We start from the raw sequence: 15,905 nt of genomic DNA, 5'->3' as shown, positions 1-15,905 counted from the left end.
CGCAGGGCCACGCGCGATCAATTGGCCGGGACATCGGGTCCGCGCACGACGTGGCGCGGACCCGAGCGTTCGGAGTCTGTTGGGCGTTCGCGAAAGAGCGAGCGCATAAGGGCAGGCGATCAGGCCATCAGCACCTTGTCGACGGCAATCCGGAACTTCTCCATGTCCGCCGCCGAGCCGACGGTGACGCGCGACATCGTCGGATAGGCAGTCCAGGATCGCCCGATCTGCACGTTCTGGGCAAGCAGCGCCGCCATCATGTCCTTGGGCGCGCGGCCCTTCCACTCGGCCATGAACATGTTGGCATGGCTGCCCGGCAGCACCTTCAGCCCTCGACTCTGGAGGTGCGCGATCGTCTTCTCGCGCACGGCGATCATCTCGTCGCGCCGCGCCTTGATCTCGCTGGCGAGCGGGATCGAGGCGGTCCCGCACGCCACCGCGGTCATCGGCAGCATGTTGGTCACTTGGAAGCCGTCATAGCGCATCATCTTGTCGTGCAGCGCCGGCGACGCGAAGGTGAGGCCCAGCCGCATGCCGGCCATGCCGAACAGCTTGGAGAAGGTGCGCATGACCAGCACGTCGTCGCGGTTGGCGACCAGCTTGGCGGCGTTGGGCGCGTCGGCGAAGTGGATATAGGCCTCGTCGACGATCAGCACCGCGTCCTTGGGCTTGTTCTCGGCCAGCCAAACGATGTCCGCGATCGGGGTGAGCGTGCCGGTCGGGTTGTTGGGCGAGCAGACATAATAGAGCCCGGCGTTCGGGTCGGCTGCCAACATCGCCTTGACGTCGTGCTGGTATTGCGGCCCAAGCGGCGCCTTGGTGACCTTGGCGCCGATCCAGGCGGCGGTGCGCCAGATCTGCTCATAGGTGGGATCGGCAGTGACGATGCCGCGCGTCGGCGAGGCGAAGGTGACCGCAGCGCGGTTGAGCGGGTCGCTCGAGCCCGGCCAGGCGCGGATGTGGCTGGCGGGCAAGCCCTCCACGGCGGAGACTGCGGCAAACAGCTGGTCATGCTCGCCATTGGGTTCGTAGCGATTGCCTTCGGTGACGATCTTCATCGCCGCCGCCGCGCCGGCGGGCAGCGGGCCGGTCCAGCATTCGTTGGAACCGATGCGGACGGCGCCGATCACTGCCTTGGCCGATTGCTGGGCAAAGGCAGGCGCGGCGCGGCCCAGTGCCACGGTGCCGCCGAGCAGGGCGGCAATGCGGCCCATGTCGCGGCGCGAATAGCCGCGGCCGCGCAGGTCCTCGGTGATTTCGGGCTTCTTGAGCGTTTCGAGAATGGTCATGTCGAGGGTCTCCCTGTTTCGATCGAGACGCGCGTCAGAACTTCAGCGCGTTGTGGAACATCACCAGCGCGATGACGATGAGGTAAATGCCGAATACCCGTTTCAGCATGGCTGGTTGTAAGGCGTGGGCCGCCGCGACTCCCAGCGGGGCGGTGAGCATCGACATCGATGCGATGGCGAGCGTCGCCGGCAAGTTGACGAAGCCGAGCGAGCCCCAGGGCAACCCGGGCTCGTGCATGCCGATCAGCGCGAAGCCGATCGCGCTGGGGATCGCGATAAGCGTGCCGATGCCGCTCGCGGTGCCCACCGCGCGGTGGATCGAGCGGCCGCACAAGGTCATCACCATGATCGCGATCGTGCCGCCGCCGATGCCGAGCAGCGACGAGAAGGTGCCCAGCCCCCCGGCAATGGCGACGCGAGTGACGCCCCCCGGCATCTGGTCGCTGATCACCCGGTTGCCGAGCTTGGGCACCAGGAAGTTGACCGACATCAGCAGCACGCCGGTGGCGAACACCATGGTCAGCACCCGGCCGTCGACATGGCTGGCGAGCAGCACGCCTATGCCGTCGCCGAGTACCACCCAGGGCGCCCAGGTCTTGAGGATCTCGAAATCGACCGAGCCACGCTTGTGGTGGCTCAGCACCGATCGGATCGAGGTGATGATGATCGTCGCGGCGGATGTGCCAATGGCGACATGGGCGTATTGGCTATGCTCGCCGCCGAGCAGGGGCAGCATCAGCAGCAGGGCGGGGACGACGACGAAGCCGCCGCCAATGCCGAACACGCCGCCGGCGAAACCGGCAGCGAGCCCGGCGACCAGCAGGCCCAGAAGGGGGATCAGCCAGTCCATGGATGAGGTAAGCAAAGGACATCACTCCCGAGTTATGTTCTCGCACGCGACACGACCGCCCGGGGGCAGGTGCCCCCGGGCGGCAAGGCTTCAGAATTTCAGGCTGATCCGGCCGTAATAATAACCGCCGTTGATCCCGTAGGGCGAAATAGTCGGGTAGAGGTTGGACGAATAGCCGCGCGAGCCGGCGGCCAGCTGCGCCGAGCGGATATTCTCGAACGAGCGTTCGGTCGGATAATGGTTGAACAGGTTGTTCGCGCCGACCGAGAGTTTGAGCCCGCCGGTGATCTTCACGCTGCCTTCGAGATCGGTGATGAAGGCGGCGTTGACCGGCACCTCAAGGTCCGCGCCCTTGAGCGGGCTGTTGCCCGGCGTCGATTCCAGGGCATAGACCTTGGAGTAATAGCTTTCGCGGAAGTTCAGGCTGAACCGCCCCGATTCCCAGAAGGCGCCCAGCGTTGCGCGGAACTTGGGCGTGCTGTTCTCCAGCTCGATGATCGAATAATTGTTGATCAGCGCCGACAGCGCCGGGTTGGCCTTGTTGACGTACAGCGCCGCGGGCAAGGCGGCGATGTTCTTGACCTTGTTGTCGTTGTAATTGGCCGACAGCGTCCAGTTCACCTTCCCGATCGGGCTGTCCATGTCGTAGCTGGCGACGAAGTCGATGCCGCGCGTGCGCATCTTGGCGCCGTTGACGAAGGTCTGGACCGAGACGGTGCCGTCGATGTTGCGCTCGCCGTTGACGTCGGTGAGCACATAGCTGGGGATGGTGCCGCCCAGCGCGGTGGCGACGGCGTTGTAGACCGATTGCTGGTTGTAGGTGCTGTAGGCGTCGGCATTGTACACGACGCAGTTGGCCTTGTTCGAGCCGGCATAGCCCTGCGGGCAGTATTTGCCGTTGAAGCCGTAGAAGGTGCTCGAGATCAGGATGCGGTCGCGGATCTCGATCCAGTAGGCGTCGAGCGTGACGTTCACATGGGGGCTGGGCGTGAAGACGAAGCCGGCGCTGAAGTTGGTCGACTTTTCCGGCTTGAGGCCGCCGAAGCCGAGCGCCTTGGCGCCGGGCGAGTTGGCCGGCAGCACGCCCGAGACGCTGTTCGGGCCGACATTGATGCCCGAATAGAAGCCCTCGGCCAGCGTCGGCGCGCGGAAGCCGGTGGAGACGGTGCCGCGGATCGCGATTGCCTTGGTGATGTCGTAGCGGCTGGTCAGCTTGAAGACGGTGGTGTCGCCGAAGTCGCTGTAATGCTCGTGGCGGACCGCGCCGTCGACCAGCCAGGCGTCGACCGGCTTCACGCTGATGTCCAGATATTGCGAGAAGTTGGTGCGGCTGTGGTTGCCGGCGTCGTTCGGGCTGTAGCCGAAGAAGGACTGGGCGCCGGAGCCGTAATAGGAGGCCGGATCGCCCGAGACGATGCCATAGGTCTCGCGGCGATATTCGAGGCCGCCGGCGACGTTGAGCGGCTCGGCCAAGCCGATATCGAAGGCGTGGGTCAGGTCTAGCGTGCTCGTCCACTGGCTGGCCTTGAAGTCGCCATTGTGGAACTCGGTCGGCGTGAAGCCGGTATCCTTGTAGAGCGCGGCGTTGGCCGAGTTCTGGACGTATACGCCGACGAAATCGTCGCCATAGGTGGTGGCGACATCGAAGGTGGTGTCGGCGATGGTCCCGCGGAAGCCGCCGGTGACGGCATAGTCGGTTTCGGAGATCGCCTCGAGCGGCTGGAAGCCGTTCGGGTAGAGCGGCGTGCCCGCCTTGCTGACCACCACGTCGGGCGTGCGGACATTCTCATAGGCTCGGGCATTCTTGTGGCCGTAGCTGCCGAAGCTGTAGAATTCGAAGCCGCCGAAATCATAGCCGGCATTGACCATCACCGAGGTCTGGTCGACCTCCGGGTCGCCGAGAATGCGGTTGGTGTAGGGGTAGTAGGGCAGGTTCTTGATGCCCGGATACAGCGTCAGATATTTGGTGGCGTTGGCGTTGTTGCCATAGACCTGCGGGTTGACGTCGCCGCGGAAGCTGAAGCCCTTGTGCTTCTTCTCGGCTGTGATGTTCACATAGGCATTCTCGATCGGCGCGAACCCGATATTGCCCGAGAAGGCGTAGGTCTTGCCGCCCTGATCGTAATAGCGGCCGCCGGTGACGTCGATCACGCCGCCGTGATCGGCCTTTTTCTGAATGATGTTGATCACGCCCGCGATCGCGTCGGTGCCATATTGCGCGGCGGCACCGTCCTGCAGCACTTCAATATGGTCGATCGAGTCCGGCAGGATGAAGCTGATGTCGGGTGCGGCGCTGCCGCCATAGGGGCCGCCGGCGACTGAGACGTTGGCGGTGCCGTGGCGGCGCTTGCCGTTGAGCAGGATCAGCGTGTGGTTGGGGCTCAGGCCGCGCAGCTTCATCTGCAAATTGTGCGCCTGAAGGTCGCTGCCGAACGCCTGTGCCTGCACGCTCGGCAGGTTCTGGGCCAGCGCCTGGATCAGGTCCGGCTGGCCGGTGCGGGAGAGGTCGGCCGCGCTCAGCAGCTGGATCGGGGCGGGGCTGTCCGCCGCGCGCAGGCCGGTGACGCGGGTACCGGTGACGATGATGTCGTCCCCTTGCGGAGCCTCGGCTTCGCTGTCCTGCGCGAAGGCGGGTGTGGCGGCGAGCGCCAGGGTGATGGCCAGAACCGTGAACGATGCCGTTTCGCGTAATTGCATTCGATCGTGCCCCCCGAAGGCTGATGGTTGTCGTTCGTTCCTCGTTGCGGTCTGTTCTGCTTTCTCTTTGGCTTAGTGTCGGTCCGCCCGGGACATGGCTGCCCCTTCCCGAAAGCGCGGTTTCGCGAACGGGCTGGTCGTGCCGACATTGGGTACGCAGGTGAGCAGCGCCCTCAGGCGCGGCCGCACGTTCTCATGCCGTGCTCCCTCGCGGCAGCGCGGCGACCATATATTGGAACAGGTTTGAACCGGGCCCGCGCAAACCGCCGGACCAATATCGGCAGGACAGAGGCAAATTTCGCTCCCGTCGAGCTGTGTGCGCTACTCCAGCGCACCACCCATATCCCAGATCGACAAGGATCCTGGCGGCGCGCTTTCCGAATTATTCGATAGGAGGCAAGTTATCCAGGTCAGGAAGCCATGACCGTACCCGCGATGTCATCTGCACGGGCGGCGCCGAAGCGTCGCCTGGAAATAGATAGTCGGTCATTTGATCACCCTGTTCCTGATCAAAGCACCGATTCGGACATCCGACCCCTGAGGTTTTTCTTTCTTGCACTCAGGATGCTATCCCCGGGACGCACGGTGTCAATGCGCGAATGACGTATGTCGTAACCTTTCTGACGCATATACGACACATAGCCCGCTCCATCGCTGGAACGGGCTATCCGTCTCTGCCGTCAGGCAAAAGTCTAGTGTGCGGCGCTGGTATCCACCTTGCCGCGCGGGCGCGGGGTCAGCCAGATGATTCCGGCCGCGAACACAAAGATGATCGCGGAGAGCAGGAACACATGGGTGGTCGCCAGCGTCAGGCTCTCTTGGTTGACGATGCGTTCCACCGCCGATCGTACCTGACCGATCGAAAAGCCCTGCGCCATCAGCGCGTTCATCGTGGGGTCGGTGTTCATTCGCGAGACGATCTCGCTGCGTGCGATGCGCGAGCTGTCGTCCCAGATGCTGGTCGAGATCGAGGTGCCGATCGCGCCCGCCATCGTCCGCAGGAAGCTCATCACGCCCGCCGCGGAGGCGGTCTCCTCCGGCAGCACCGATCCCAGCGCGAGCGTGGTCAGCGGGATGAAGAAGAAGGGCATGCCGAAGCCCTGGAGGAACTGCGGGAAGGCGAAGGTCCAGAACCCGGCCTGGCTGTTCCAATAGACGCGGAGCAGCGCCGACACGCCGAGCCAGAGGATGCCGAACGACACCAGCAGCCGCGGATCCACCTTGTTCGACAGCTTGGCGACCACCGGCGACATGAACACCGCCGCCACGCCGGAAAAGGCGGTGGCGTAGCCGGCATAGGTGGCGGTGTAGCCCTGGCTCGACTGGAGCCATTGCGGGATGATCACCGCCGAGGCGAAGAAGGTGGCGAAGGCGAAGCTCAGCGATAGCACCGAGACCGTGAAGCCGCGGTGCCGGAACACCCGCAGGTCGACAATCGGGTCCTTTGCGGTAATCTCCCAGGCAAGGAAGACAAGGAAACCGATCGCGGCGACCACGCCCAGCCACACGATCGTGGCATCGTTGAACCAGTCATGCTCGCGGCCGAGATCGAGCATGATCTGCAGCGCGCCGATCCACAGCACCAGCAGCGCCAGCCCGCCCTTGTCGACGCTGAGCTTCTGAGTCGGCGTCTCGGCTTTGGTGAGCAGTCGCATCGCGCCGAACGCACAAATTGCGGCGACCGGGATGTTGATGAAGAAGATCCAGTGCCATGACCAGTTGTCGCTGATCGTGCCGCCCGCGATCGGCCCGAGGATCGGAGCGACGACGGTGGTCATCGCCCAGAGCCCCATCGCCTGGGCGTGCTGTTCGGGCTTGAAGATTCGCAGCAGCAGCGTCTGCGTCAACGGCATCAGCGGGCCGCCGCACAGTCCCTGGCCGATACGGCAGGCGACTAGCATGCCGAGCGTGGTCGACATGCCGCACAGCACCGAGAAGATGCCGAAGCCGATCACCCCGAGGATGAACACCCGCACCACCCCGAACCGGCCGGCGAGCCAGCCGGTGAGCGGCACGCAGATCGCCTCGGCGACGGCGTAGGAGGTAATGATCCAGGTACCCTGGCTCGACGAGATGCCCAGGCTGCCGGCGATGTGCGGCACCGAGACATTGGCGATGGTGGTGTCGAGCACCACCATGAAATTGGTCAACGCCAGCACCACGCCGGCGAGGATCAGCGAGGGCCCCTCCAGGAAGCCCCCGCGCTGCATCTGGCCGCTCATGGCAGGCGTTCCTTACTTGGCCGAGGTATCGATCTCGGCGTCCATCGACAGGCCGACGCGCAGCGGGTGCGCCTGCAGTTCCTTCGGATCCAGCGCGACACGCACCGGCAGGCGCTGGACCACCTTGATCCAGTTGCCGGTCGCGTTCTGCGCCGGGATCAGCGCGAAGGACGAGCCGGTGCCGCCCGAGAAGCCGATCACGCGGCCATGGTACTTCACGTCGCCGCCATAGAGGTCGGACTTCAGCTCGACCGGCTGGCCGACCTTGACGCGGGTCAGCTGGCCTTCCTTGAAGTTGGCGTCGACATAGAGCTGGTTGAGCGGCACGACGAGCATCAGCTGCGCGCCGGGGGCAACGCGCTGGCCGACCTGCACCGCGCGGCGAGTGACGACGCCGTCGAACGGCGCACGGATCGTGGTCCGCGCGAGATCGAGCTTGGCCTGGTCGACCTTTGCGCGCGCGGCGAGCACTTCGGGCGCGGTGTTGGCATTGGTGCCGCTGACCAGCGCCTGGTTCGCGGCAAGCTGCCCGCTGGCCGCCACGCGGGTGGAGGTCGCCTGGGCGAGACCGGCCTTGGCGAGTTCGAGATTGGCGCGCGCCGCCTGGAAGGCGTTGGTCGCCGAGGTCAGCTCCTCGCCCGAGACCGCGCCGTTGGGCGCAAGCTTCTGGCGACGGGCGAGGTCGATCCGCGCCTTTTCGAAATCGGCCTGGGCCGCGGTGACCTGCGCCCGGGCGCGAGCGATGTCTGCCTGGCGCGCCTGGACCTGCGCGGCCAACGCCTCGCTGGTGGCGGAGGTCTGGCCGAACTGGCGGGTGGCGCGGCCGAGATCGGCCTCCGCCTGGGCCAGCGCGATCTTGGCGTCGCTGTCGTCGATCTGGACGAGGATATCGCCCTTCTTGACCGACTGGGTGTCGGACACCGCAACGCGCAGCACCTGGCCGCCGGTCATCGGCGTGATGCTGGCGCTGTCGGCGCCGACATAGGCGTTGTCCGTGGTCACGAAATGGCTGCCCACGGCCATATAATAGCCGCCATAGGCAAGGCCGCCCACGAGCACGAGCCCGCCGATCCCGAGCATCAGCCGCTTGCGCAGGTTCTTCCGCTTGCTCGCGCTCATGTCGGTATGGGCAGGGGCCTGGGACGGCTCGTTGCGATCGGCGGCGTCGCCACGCGCGGAATGGATGGCGGGTTCTGCATCAGCCATGGGTCTTGACCTCGGAAGCGGCGGCAGCGGCCGCGTTGTTGGTGGAAAAGCCTCCGCCGAGCGCGCGGACGAGCTGGACGTCGAGCGCAAACGCGCGCGCCTCCAACCCGGCTACGATCTGGCGGTTCTGCAACACCCTCTCCTCGGCGGTCAGAACATCGAGAAACCGCGACAGCCCGCCTTGATAGCGTTGCTGGGCGATCGAATAGGCCTGTTCGGAATCGTCCAGCGCCTGGCGGCTCTGGGCGAGGCGCGTGGCAAGCGCCTTCTGACTGGTCACCGCATCGGCGACATCGTGAAACGCCGTGGTGACGCTGTTGTCGTAATTGGCGACCGCTTCGTCATAGGTGGCGCGGGCGCGGGCATATTGGCCGCGCAGCTCGCCACCGTGGAAGATTGGCAGGCTGATCGCGGGGCCGGCCTGGAACACCGACGCGCCATTGCCCTTGACAAGGTTGTCAAGGCCGAGCGCGCCATAGCCGGCAAGCGCGCTCAGTCGGATCGACGGGTAGAAATCCGCGCGCGCCGCCTTGATCCGGCTTGCGGCGGCTTCGACGCGGGCACGGGCGGCGGCGACGTCCGGGCGGCGGCCGATCAGGTTGGTCGTTACGTCCGAAGGAATGCCGCGCGCCTCGGTCGGCGCGGCGGGCAAGGCGATGCTCAGGCCGCGATCCGGGCCCTGGCCGAGCAACGCGGCGATGCGGTTGCGGGTGAGCCCGATATCCTCGTCGATCGCGGCGAGCTGCGCGCGGGCGGCGGGGACGGCGGAGGCCGCCTGCTTTTCTTCGGCACGCGTCTCAAGGCCATTGGTCACGCGGTCGGTGACCAGCTTCTGCGTCGCGAGGCGAACCTCCAGCGCGCGCTCCTGCACCCGGCGATCGGCGGCGAGGCGGGCAAGATCGGCATAGGCGGCAGCGATATTGGTCGAAAGTGCCAGCCGTGCCTGTTCCAGCTCCAGCCGTGCGGCCTCCGCCTCGGAGGTCGCGGCAGCGAGCTGGGCGCGATTCTTACCCCAGAGATCGAGATCGAAGGCGAGGTTGAGAGTGCCGTAGCCGATCGTCTGGACGTTGGACCCGATATCGATCGGCAGGCTGTCGCCGACATTGATCTGGTTGGCCGCGGCCGAACCGCTGGCGTCGACACGCGGTAGCCGGGCGGCGCCGACCTGCACGGCATAGGCCTGCGCCGAACGCAGCCGCGCAGCGGCGGCCGCCAGATTGGGCGCGCCGCGAAAAGCTTCGTCCATCAATGCGCTGAGCTGCGGATCGTTATAGGCAGCCCACCAGTTGGTGACGGGCCACTGCGCCTGCGTCTGCGCGGTGCCGGCAAAGGACTGGCTGGCGGCATAGCTGTCCGCCGCGCGTACTTCCGGCCGCGCGCCGAGGTTCGGCACCGGTGCGCACGCCGCCAGCGCCGAGGCGGCAGCAGCGGACAGCAACAAGGGCCTTGTTGGGAAACGACTCATCATGGTCTGGAAAAACCGTACTATTGGGTACGAGTTCCAGATGGAGAGCGCTTCTGGCCTTGTCAATAGAAAATCGTACCCTATAGTACGGTTATGGAAATCGTAACTCCCAAATGTCTCGGCAAGCGCGAGGCGCGAAAGCAGGATCGGCGTGCCGCCATCCTCGCCATCGCGAAGCGCTACTTCATGGAGCAGGGCTATGCCGGCGTTTCCATGTCGGCGATCGCGGCGGAACTGGGCGGCTCCAAGGGCACTTTGTGGAGCTATTTCGCCTCCAAGGAGGAGCTGTTCGACGCCTGCGTGGACGAAGTGACGCGTGAGTATCGCGAGCAGGTGATGCAACTGCTGGTGCCTTCGGACAATCTGAAGGCGACGCTGTGCGCGTTCATTCGAAGCTTGCTGCGCAAGGTAACCTCGATGGATGCGATCCGGCTGCACCGGGTGATCCATGCCGAGGTCGAGCGTTCGCCGGAAATGGGGGAGATCTTCTTCCGCCGCGGCCCCCAGCGCACCCGGGAGCTGGTTGCGGCGCACCTGCAGGACGCGATGCACAAGGGGCAGCTCCGCACTGCTGATCCGCTCAAAGCCGCATTCGCGCTGACCAGCCTTTGCATGGGTTCGCAACAGCGCGCGATGCTGGGCCACCAGTTCAGTGATGCCGAGATCGAGGAGGAGACCGATTATATCGTTGATCTCTTCCTCCGGGCATTTGCGCCCGAGCCCGCTGCCGCCTAGGCTTCCCGCGAGGGGAGAGGGACATGCGGACGCCGGAACGACAGTACCGCAGCGTGGTGCGCGCTGTACTAGCCTGCACGGCGTTGCTGATCGCCGGATGCAGCAGCGAGCCGCCCGCGCCGCCGCCGCCCTCGCTTGCCTATGCGGGCCTTCCGGTGAGCGGCAGCCTTGCCGATGCCAAGCGTGCCGGGTTCGACCAGTGCCTGCAGATGGATGGCGGCCACTTACGCTGCCGTCGCTCGGGCGTGATGCTGCTGGGCGAGGGTCCCTATGAAGCCGCGCTCGATCTTATCGGCGGCGACGGCGAAAGCGGCTTCCGCCAGATCACCCTGTGGCACGATCGCGACCAATCGGCGGTGATGAAGGTCGGCGAGGCTCTCAAGAAGAAGGGCTGGGCGTTCAGCTATACCGGCGAAGGTGGGCGGGGCGACCAGATGATCCTCACCAAGAAGGGCGCGCCGGTGCATTTCTCGATCGATCTCAGCTATTGGGGCAAGCGCCGGGTGCGGATCCTGCCGGAATAGGATGATCTTGCCGGCGCATCACTTCGGCGCGAAACGATTGTCGCCTGGTCGGCAGCGTAATAACCGGTGCGCATGAAGCTTCCCTCGCTCCGCATCGCCTTGCTCGCCGCGCTGCTGCCGATCTCCGCCCTCGCCGCTTCCGAGCAGGACGACGAGGTGGATCCCACCAAGATCGACGTACGCGACGCGATTGAATGCCGCCTCGATGCGCCGACCTATAACGGCTTCGCCATGGCAGTGGCGGGCGACGACAAGCTGGCCGCGAAGCTCGGGTGGAAGCTGGTCAAGTCGAACAACTTCCTGCTCAAGGAATATGATCTGCCGTCGCCGATCACGGTGGCCGGGGCGTACAGCACCCGTCGCATCGCCTTCACCTCGACAGGGGTGCTGGCGATCCTCGATCAGCCCGATCCTGCGGTGATCGCGCGGGAGGAGAAGATCGAGAACGCGATGCCATCCGACGGATTGGTCGACGCCCTCGTCGCCTCGGGCAAGGTGACCAGGGCGCAGGCCGAAGCCCAGATCAAGTTCCGCAAGTTCATCGGGGAACGGGTGATCCGCGATGAAACCGATCCCGCCGACGGCGATCATTTCCGCGCGCACACCCGCATCGCCCTCAACGTTTCCAACGTTGCGTCGCATCCCGGCAAGACGCTGTACGGCTGCTCGTACAAGATCGAGCTGCTCGACAAGGACGGCAATCCGCTATGATCGGGATGCTGATCGCGCTCGCCGCCGCGGCGACACCGGTGCAGGAGGGCGCGGACGTGTTCATCGGCACAATAGAGCTGGACGGCACCGCCCTCGTCCTGCGACGCTGCGACCTGGCCGAGAACCGCTATGCGCTGGTCGATGCGCCGGGCGGGCATGTGTTAGACGCGCTGCGCAAGGCGAGGCTGCCCGCCTATGGCGAGGTCATCGGTCGCTATGTCGAGGGGAAGGACGGCGGGTCGATCCTGCAGGTCGACCGCGTCGAGGCGCTGACGCCCGGCAAAAACTGCCATTTGTCGGACGCGCTGGGCGGCTAGCGTCGAATCCCGCCTGCACACAAGGCCCACCAGCACAGCAAGGGCTGCACGAACAGCCGCGGGGCATGATAGGCCCAGCCCAGCCCGGTGCCCGTCGAAAGGTCCTGGACCGCATGCTGGAGGTTCGCGGGAAAGACGCACAGCGCATAGAGCGCCAGCATCACGCCGGCGAGCTTGCGGAGCCGTACACTCAGCAGTGCGAGGGCCCCGGCGATCTCGCAGATCCCGGTGCCCGCGATGACCAGCGCGGGGTAGGGTACCCAGGCCGGCGTGATGTGCAGGAACGGGCGCGGCACCATCAGGTGCAGCACGCCCGCCAGCAGATAGAGGCACGCCAGTGTGATGCGCGCCCTTTGGCGCCATCGTGTCTCGTCCGGCGTGCCCATGCCCTTACGCCTTCTGGAGCAGCCGCTCCCTGGCGATCTTCTCGCGCCACACCAGTGGACCGGTGTGGTGGACGCTCTCGCCGGTCGCATCCACTGCGACGGTGACGGGCATGTCCTTCACGTCGAACTCGTAGATCGCTTCCATGCCGAGATCCTCGAAGCCGACCACGCGCGCGCCCTTGATCGCGCGGGCGACGAGATAGGCCGCACCACCCACCGCCATCAGATAGGCAGCCTTGTGGTTGCGGATGGCCTCGATCGCGACCGGCCCGCGCTCGGCCTTGCCGACCATCGCGATCAGGCCGGTCTGTGCCAGCATCATCTCGGTGAACTTGTCCATACGGGTCGCGGTGGTGGGGCCGGCGGGGCCGACCACCTCGTCGCGCACCGGATCGACCGGGCCGACATAATAGATCACCCGGCCCTTGAAATCGACGGGCAGCTCTTCGCCTTTGGCCAGCATGTCCTGGATGCGCTTATGCGCGGCATCGCGGCCGGTGAGCATCTTGCCGTTGAGCAGCAGCCGGTCGCCCGGCTTCCAGCTCGCCACCACTTTTGGGGTCAGCGTGTCGAGATCGACGCGGATCGATTCCTTCGAGGGCGTCCATTCCACCTTCGGCCATTCGTCGAGGCTCGGCGGGTCGAGATAGACCGGGCCGCTGCCGTCGAGGCTGAAATGCGCGTGGCGGGTGGCGGCGCAGTTGGGGATCATCGCGATCGGCTTGGACGCAGCGTGCGTCGGATAGTCGAGAATCTTCACGTCGAGGATCGTCGCGAGGCCGCCCAGGCCCTGCGCGCCGATGCCAAGCGCGTTGACCTTGTCGAAGATCTCGATGCGGAGCTTCTCGATATCGTTCTGCGGCCCGCGCTGCTTGATCTGGGCCATGTCGATGTCGCCCATCAGCGACTTCTTAGCGAGCGTCACTGCCTTCTCCGCGGTGCCGCCTATGCCGATGCCGAGCATGCCCGGCGGACACCAGCCGGCGCCCATCTTCGGGATCATCTCGAGCACCCAGTCGACGATCGAGTCGCTCGGGTTGAGCATCGCGAACTTCGACTTGTTCTCCGAGCCGCCGCCCTTGGCCGCCAGCTCGACATGGACATGGTCGCCAGGGACCATCTCAACGTTGAGCACGCAGGGCGTGTTGTCCTTGGTGTTGACGCGGCTGAACGCCGGATCGCGCAGGATCGAGGCGCGCAGGCGGTTCTCGGGGTGCAGGTACGCGCGGCGGACGCCTTCATCGACCACGTCCTGCAGCGAGCGCTCGCTGTCCAGCACGCACTTCTGGCCCCACTGGATGAAGACCGTCACGATCCCGGTGTCCTGGCAGATCGGGCGGTGGCCTTCGGCGCACATCCGGCTGTTGGTGAGGATCTGCGCGATGGCGTCCTTGGCGGCGGGGCCCTGCTCGGCCTCATAGGCGTCGCCCAGCGCGCGGATATAATCCATCGGGTGGTAGTAGGAGATGTACTGGAGCGCGTCGGCGACGCTCTCGATCAGATCGGCTTCCTTGATGAGGACGGTCATGGATCCTGCCTGCAGAAAATGGGCCCGGTGCGGGCTTCACCGTGTCTCTATAGGCCAAGTCGCGGCAGGACTAGGCCCCCGGGGTGATCGCAGGCAGCACGCCGAGTGCGGGCCGGGCGTACCAATAGCCCTGATGGTAGCGCACACCGAGGTCGCGCAGCACCTCGGCCTCCTCTGCGGTCTCGATCCCTTCGGCGATCAGCAGCGTGTCGAGCTCCGCGCACATGCCCACCATCGCACGTACGATCGCCTGGCGGCGGGGCTCGCTGTCGATGCCGCGGACCAGCGCCATGTCGAGCTTCACTTCGTCCGGCGCGAAACGGGCGAACAGGTCGAGCCCCGAATGGCCGGCGCCGAAATCGTCGACCGCGACCTTGAAGCCGATCTGCTTGTAGGAATCGATGATGGTCGCGACATGGTCCGGATCGGCGATCAGCTGGTTTTCGGTGAACTCGAAGATCAGCCGGTCGAGCGGCATCGCCACGGCACGGGCGGTCTGCAGCGTCAGCTGGATGCAGGCGACGGGCGAATAGACCGCGTTGGGCAGAAAGTTGATCGACAGGCAGGCGCCGGTATCCATCAGGCCCGCCGCCATCGCCGTCTCGATCGCCTTGACCCGGCAGGCCTGATCGAAGGCGTAGCGGTTTTCGTCGGTGACCTGGGACAGCACGCCGTAGGCGCCCGATCCGTCGAGGCCCCGGACGAGCGCCTCATAAGCGAAGGGCGCGCCGGTGGTGGTGTCGACGATCGGCTGGAACGCCATCGCGAACGGGATGTCGAAATCGGTACCGTCGCGGCACCCCTGGCAGATCTTTCGCATTTCCATGGGCCCGTCCATATCCGGATATCGCTAACACAAACCGAACACGCGTCGAAATACATAGTTGATTTCTCAATGCGTTATTGCGTGACTGCGCAGGGTTGGAGCAATTCCGGTAAACAGCATAGTGACAGCCATCGATGATCTTCGCCATCAAGCGGGTCGATGATCGACTCTCCCCCGCTCCCGGACTTTGAGAAGCAGGTCTCGCTGCGGCAGCTGCGCTATTTGGTCACCCTGGGCGCGGAGGGCAGCTTCACGCGCGCGGCCGCGCGGTGCGGCGTCAGCCAGCCCTCGCTCTCCCAGGCGGTCCGCCAGCTGGAAGACGCGCTGGGCGCCCCGTTGGTCGAGCGTGGCACGCGTGCGTTTTTGACGCCGCTTGGCCGCGAGGTCGCGATGCGGGCGCAGCGGATCCTGCTGGAGGTCCGCGATCTCGGGGAACTCACCGGCGCGGGGGACGCGGCGCTGCTCGGCACGATCCGGCTGGGCGTGACGCCAACCATCGGTGCCTATCTGCTGCCGCGCCTGGTCGCCCGGCTGCACCAGCAGTTCCACGAGTTGCGCGTGCATGTCCGCGAGAACCCGCCGGCCGCGCTGGTCGAGGGGCTCGCCGCCGGCACGCACGACCTCATCCTCGCCCAGTTGCCGCTCGCCGCGCCCGGCGCCCGGGTCGAACGACTGTTCCGCGAGCCGCTCCACCTCGCCATGGCCGCGGATCATCCGCTCGCCGCGCGCGATACGATCGGCAACGAGGATCTGGCGGGACAGGACCTGCTCACCCTGCAGCGCGGCTACCGCCTCGCCGAACAGACCATCGCGATCGCCGAGGAGGCGGGTGCCCGGGTACGCGAGGAATATGAAGGCACCAGCCTCGATGCGATCCGCCAGATGGCGGGCATGGGCATGGGGCTGGCGGTGCTGCCCGAACTCTATGTGCGGCAGGAAATTCGCCCCGGCGACGACGTTGTCGCGCGCCCGTTCCGTGGCGGGCGGCATTATCGCGAGATGGGGCTGCTGTGGCGCAGCGGTGTGGCGCGCGCCGCCGCCTATAAGAGACTGGCGCAGGAGCTGGTCGCCTGCGTCGAAGACATAGGTATTTCCTATCGATGATATAGCCGGGCTGCCATTGTTCTTATGAGGCCCTGCCCGCACTTC

At 65.8% G+C, this 15,905-nt stretch carries 14 protein-coding genes; 5 read left to right on the top strand and 9 right to left on the bottom strand.

Annotation, left to right across the window (positions count from 1 at the left end; translation table 11 throughout):
* Positions 1-119 precede the first annotated feature (119 nt).
* The 6 genes from RT655_RS04900 to RT655_RS04875 form a co-directional block, all read right to left on the bottom strand.
* The gene (locus RT655_RS04900; protein WP_313535274.1) at positions 120-1,289 is read right to left on the bottom strand and encodes a pyridoxal phosphate-dependent aminotransferase; all 1,170 of its coding nucleotides are present in this window, start codon (positions 1,287-1,289) and stop codon (positions 120-122) included.
* Positions 1,290-1,323: 34 nt separating this feature from the next.
* Positions 1,324-2,139: a sulfite exporter TauE/SafE family protein gene (locus tag RT655_RS04895; RefSeq protein ID WP_313535273.1), complete on the bottom strand. Its 816-nt coding sequence runs from the start codon at positions 2,137-2,139 to the stop codon at positions 1,324-1,326.
* A 90-nt stretch (positions 2,140-2,229) separates the two neighbouring features.
* Positions 2,230-4,836 carry a TonB-dependent receptor domain-containing protein gene (locus RT655_RS04890; RefSeq protein ID WP_313535272.1) on the bottom strand — a complete coding sequence of 869 codons (2,607 nt, stop codon included), beginning with the start codon at positions 4,834-4,836 and terminating at the stop codon, positions 2,230-2,232.
* 692 nt (positions 4,837-5,528) lie between these two features.
* Positions 5,529-7,058, bottom strand: coding sequence for a DHA2 family efflux MFS transporter permease subunit (locus RT655_RS04885; RefSeq protein ID WP_313535271.1), 1,530 nt, complete (start codon positions 7,056-7,058; stop codon positions 5,529-5,531).
* 12 nt (positions 7,059-7,070) lie between these two features.
* Positions 7,071-8,264 carry an HlyD family efflux transporter periplasmic adaptor subunit gene (locus RT655_RS04880; protein WP_409530241.1) on the bottom strand — a complete coding sequence of 398 codons (1,194 nt, stop codon included), beginning with the start codon at positions 8,262-8,264 and terminating at the stop codon, positions 7,071-7,073.
* On the bottom strand, positions 8,257-9,705 hold the full coding sequence (locus tag RT655_RS04875) for an efflux transporter outer membrane subunit (RefSeq protein ID WP_313535270.1): 1,449 nt from the start codon (positions 9,703-9,705) through the stop codon (positions 8,257-8,259). The genes RT655_RS04880 and RT655_RS04875 overlap by 8 nt, the downstream gene beginning before the upstream one ends.
* A 117-nt stretch (positions 9,706-9,822) precedes the next feature.
* Between RT655_RS04875 and RT655_RS04870 the strand changes: the two genes are divergently transcribed.
* From RT655_RS04870 to RT655_RS04855, 4 genes are all read left to right on the top strand, one after another.
* Positions 9,823-10,464 carry a TetR/AcrR family transcriptional regulator gene (locus RT655_RS04870; RefSeq protein WP_313535269.1) on the top strand — a complete coding sequence of 214 codons (642 nt, stop codon included), beginning with the start codon at positions 9,823-9,825 and terminating at the stop codon, positions 10,462-10,464.
* 23 nt (positions 10,465-10,487) lie between these two features.
* A complete protein-coding gene (locus tag RT655_RS04865) occupies positions 10,488-10,988 on the top strand; it encodes a hypothetical protein (protein WP_313535268.1) in 501 nt (166 codons plus the stop codon).
* A 72-nt stretch (positions 10,989-11,060) separates the two neighbouring features.
* Positions 11,061-11,699, top strand: coding sequence for a hypothetical protein (locus tag RT655_RS04860; RefSeq protein WP_313535267.1), 639 nt, complete (start codon positions 11,061-11,063; stop codon positions 11,697-11,699).
* Positions 11,696-12,016, top strand: a complete 321-nt coding sequence (locus RT655_RS04855; protein WP_313535266.1) for a hypothetical protein — start codon at positions 11,696-11,698, stop codon at positions 12,014-12,016. The genes RT655_RS04860 and RT655_RS04855 overlap by 4 nt, the downstream gene beginning before the upstream one ends.
* Here RT655_RS04855 and RT655_RS04850 read toward each other — a convergent pair.
* The 3 genes from RT655_RS04850 to RT655_RS04840 form a co-directional block, all read right to left on the bottom strand.
* Positions 12,013-12,402, bottom strand: a complete 390-nt coding sequence (locus RT655_RS04850; RefSeq protein WP_313535265.1) for a DoxX family protein — start codon at positions 12,400-12,402, stop codon at positions 12,013-12,015. The genes RT655_RS04855 and RT655_RS04850 overlap by 4 nt on opposite strands.
* A 4-nt stretch (positions 12,403-12,406) precedes the next feature.
* Positions 12,407-13,930, bottom strand: a complete 1,524-nt coding sequence (locus tag RT655_RS04845; protein WP_313535264.1) for a fumarate hydratase — start codon at positions 13,928-13,930, stop codon at positions 12,407-12,409.
* Between the two features lie 70 nt (positions 13,931-14,000).
* The gene (locus tag RT655_RS04840) at positions 14,001-14,750 is read right to left on the bottom strand and encodes an EAL domain-containing protein (protein ID WP_313536909.1); all 750 of its coding nucleotides are present in this window, start codon (positions 14,748-14,750) and stop codon (positions 14,001-14,003) included.
* A gap of 165 nt (positions 14,751-14,915) precedes the next feature.
* Between RT655_RS04840 and RT655_RS04835 the strand changes: the two genes are divergently transcribed.
* Positions 14,916-15,860, top strand: a complete 945-nt coding sequence (locus RT655_RS04835) for a hydrogen peroxide-inducible genes activator (RefSeq protein WP_313535262.1) — start codon at positions 14,916-14,918, stop codon at positions 15,858-15,860.
* The last annotated feature ends 45 nt before the right edge of the window (positions 15,861-15,905 follow it).

Origin of the sequence: Sphingomonas sp. (genome assembly GCF_032114135.1) — a bacterium.
GTDB lineage: Bacteria > Pseudomonadota > Alphaproteobacteria > Sphingomonadales > Sphingomonadaceae > Sphingomonas.
Note: the sequence above shows the minus strand (reverse complement) of the source record. Positions and strands in the feature narration are given on the sequence as shown.

Bases quoted from the DNA above. Each gene is read 5' to 3' on its own strand.
- RT655_RS04900 (WP_313535274.1), bottom strand. From the start codon at position 1,289: ATGACCATTCTCGAAACGCTCAAGAAGCCCGAAATCACCGAGGACCTG.
- RT655_RS04850 (WP_313535265.1), bottom strand. From the start codon at position 12,402: ATGGGCACGCCGGACGAGACACGATGGCGCCAAAGGGCGCGCATCACA.
- RT655_RS04835 (WP_313535262.1), top strand. From the start codon at position 14,916: ATGATCGACTCTCCCCCGCTCCCGGACTTTGAGAAGCAGGTCTCGCTG.
- RT655_RS04855 (WP_313535266.1), top strand. From the start codon at position 11,696: ATGATCGGGATGCTGATCGCGCTCGCCGCCGCGGCGACACCGGTGCAG.
- RT655_RS04890 (WP_313535272.1), bottom strand. From the start codon at position 4,836: ATGCAATTACGCGAAACGGCATCGTTCACGGTTCTGGCCATCACCCTG.
- RT655_RS04865 (WP_313535268.1), top strand. From the start codon at position 10,488: ATGCGGACGCCGGAACGACAGTACCGCAGCGTGGTGCGCGCTGTACTA.
- RT655_RS04860 (WP_313535267.1), top strand. From the start codon at position 11,061: ATGAAGCTTCCCTCGCTCCGCATCGCCTTGCTCGCCGCGCTGCTGCCG.
- RT655_RS04870 (WP_313535269.1), top strand. From the start codon at position 9,823: ATGGAAATCGTAACTCCCAAATGTCTCGGCAAGCGCGAGGCGCGAAAG.
- RT655_RS04840 (WP_313536909.1), bottom strand. From the start codon at position 14,750: ATGCGAAAGATCTGCCAGGGGTGCCGCGACGGTACCGATTTCGACATC.
- RT655_RS04895 (WP_313535273.1), bottom strand. From the start codon at position 2,139: ATGGACTGGCTGATCCCCCTTCTGGGCCTGCTGGTCGCCGGGCTCGCT.
- RT655_RS04845 (WP_313535264.1), bottom strand. From the start codon at position 13,930: ATGACCGTCCTCATCAAGGAAGCCGATCTGATCGAGAGCGTCGCCGAC.
- RT655_RS04880 (WP_409530241.1), bottom strand. From the start codon at position 8,264: ATGGCTGATGCAGAACCCGCCATCCATTCCGCGCGTGGCGACGCCGCC.
- RT655_RS04885 (WP_313535271.1), bottom strand. From the start codon at position 7,058: ATGAGCGGCCAGATGCAGCGCGGGGGCTTCCTGGAGGGGCCCTCGCTG.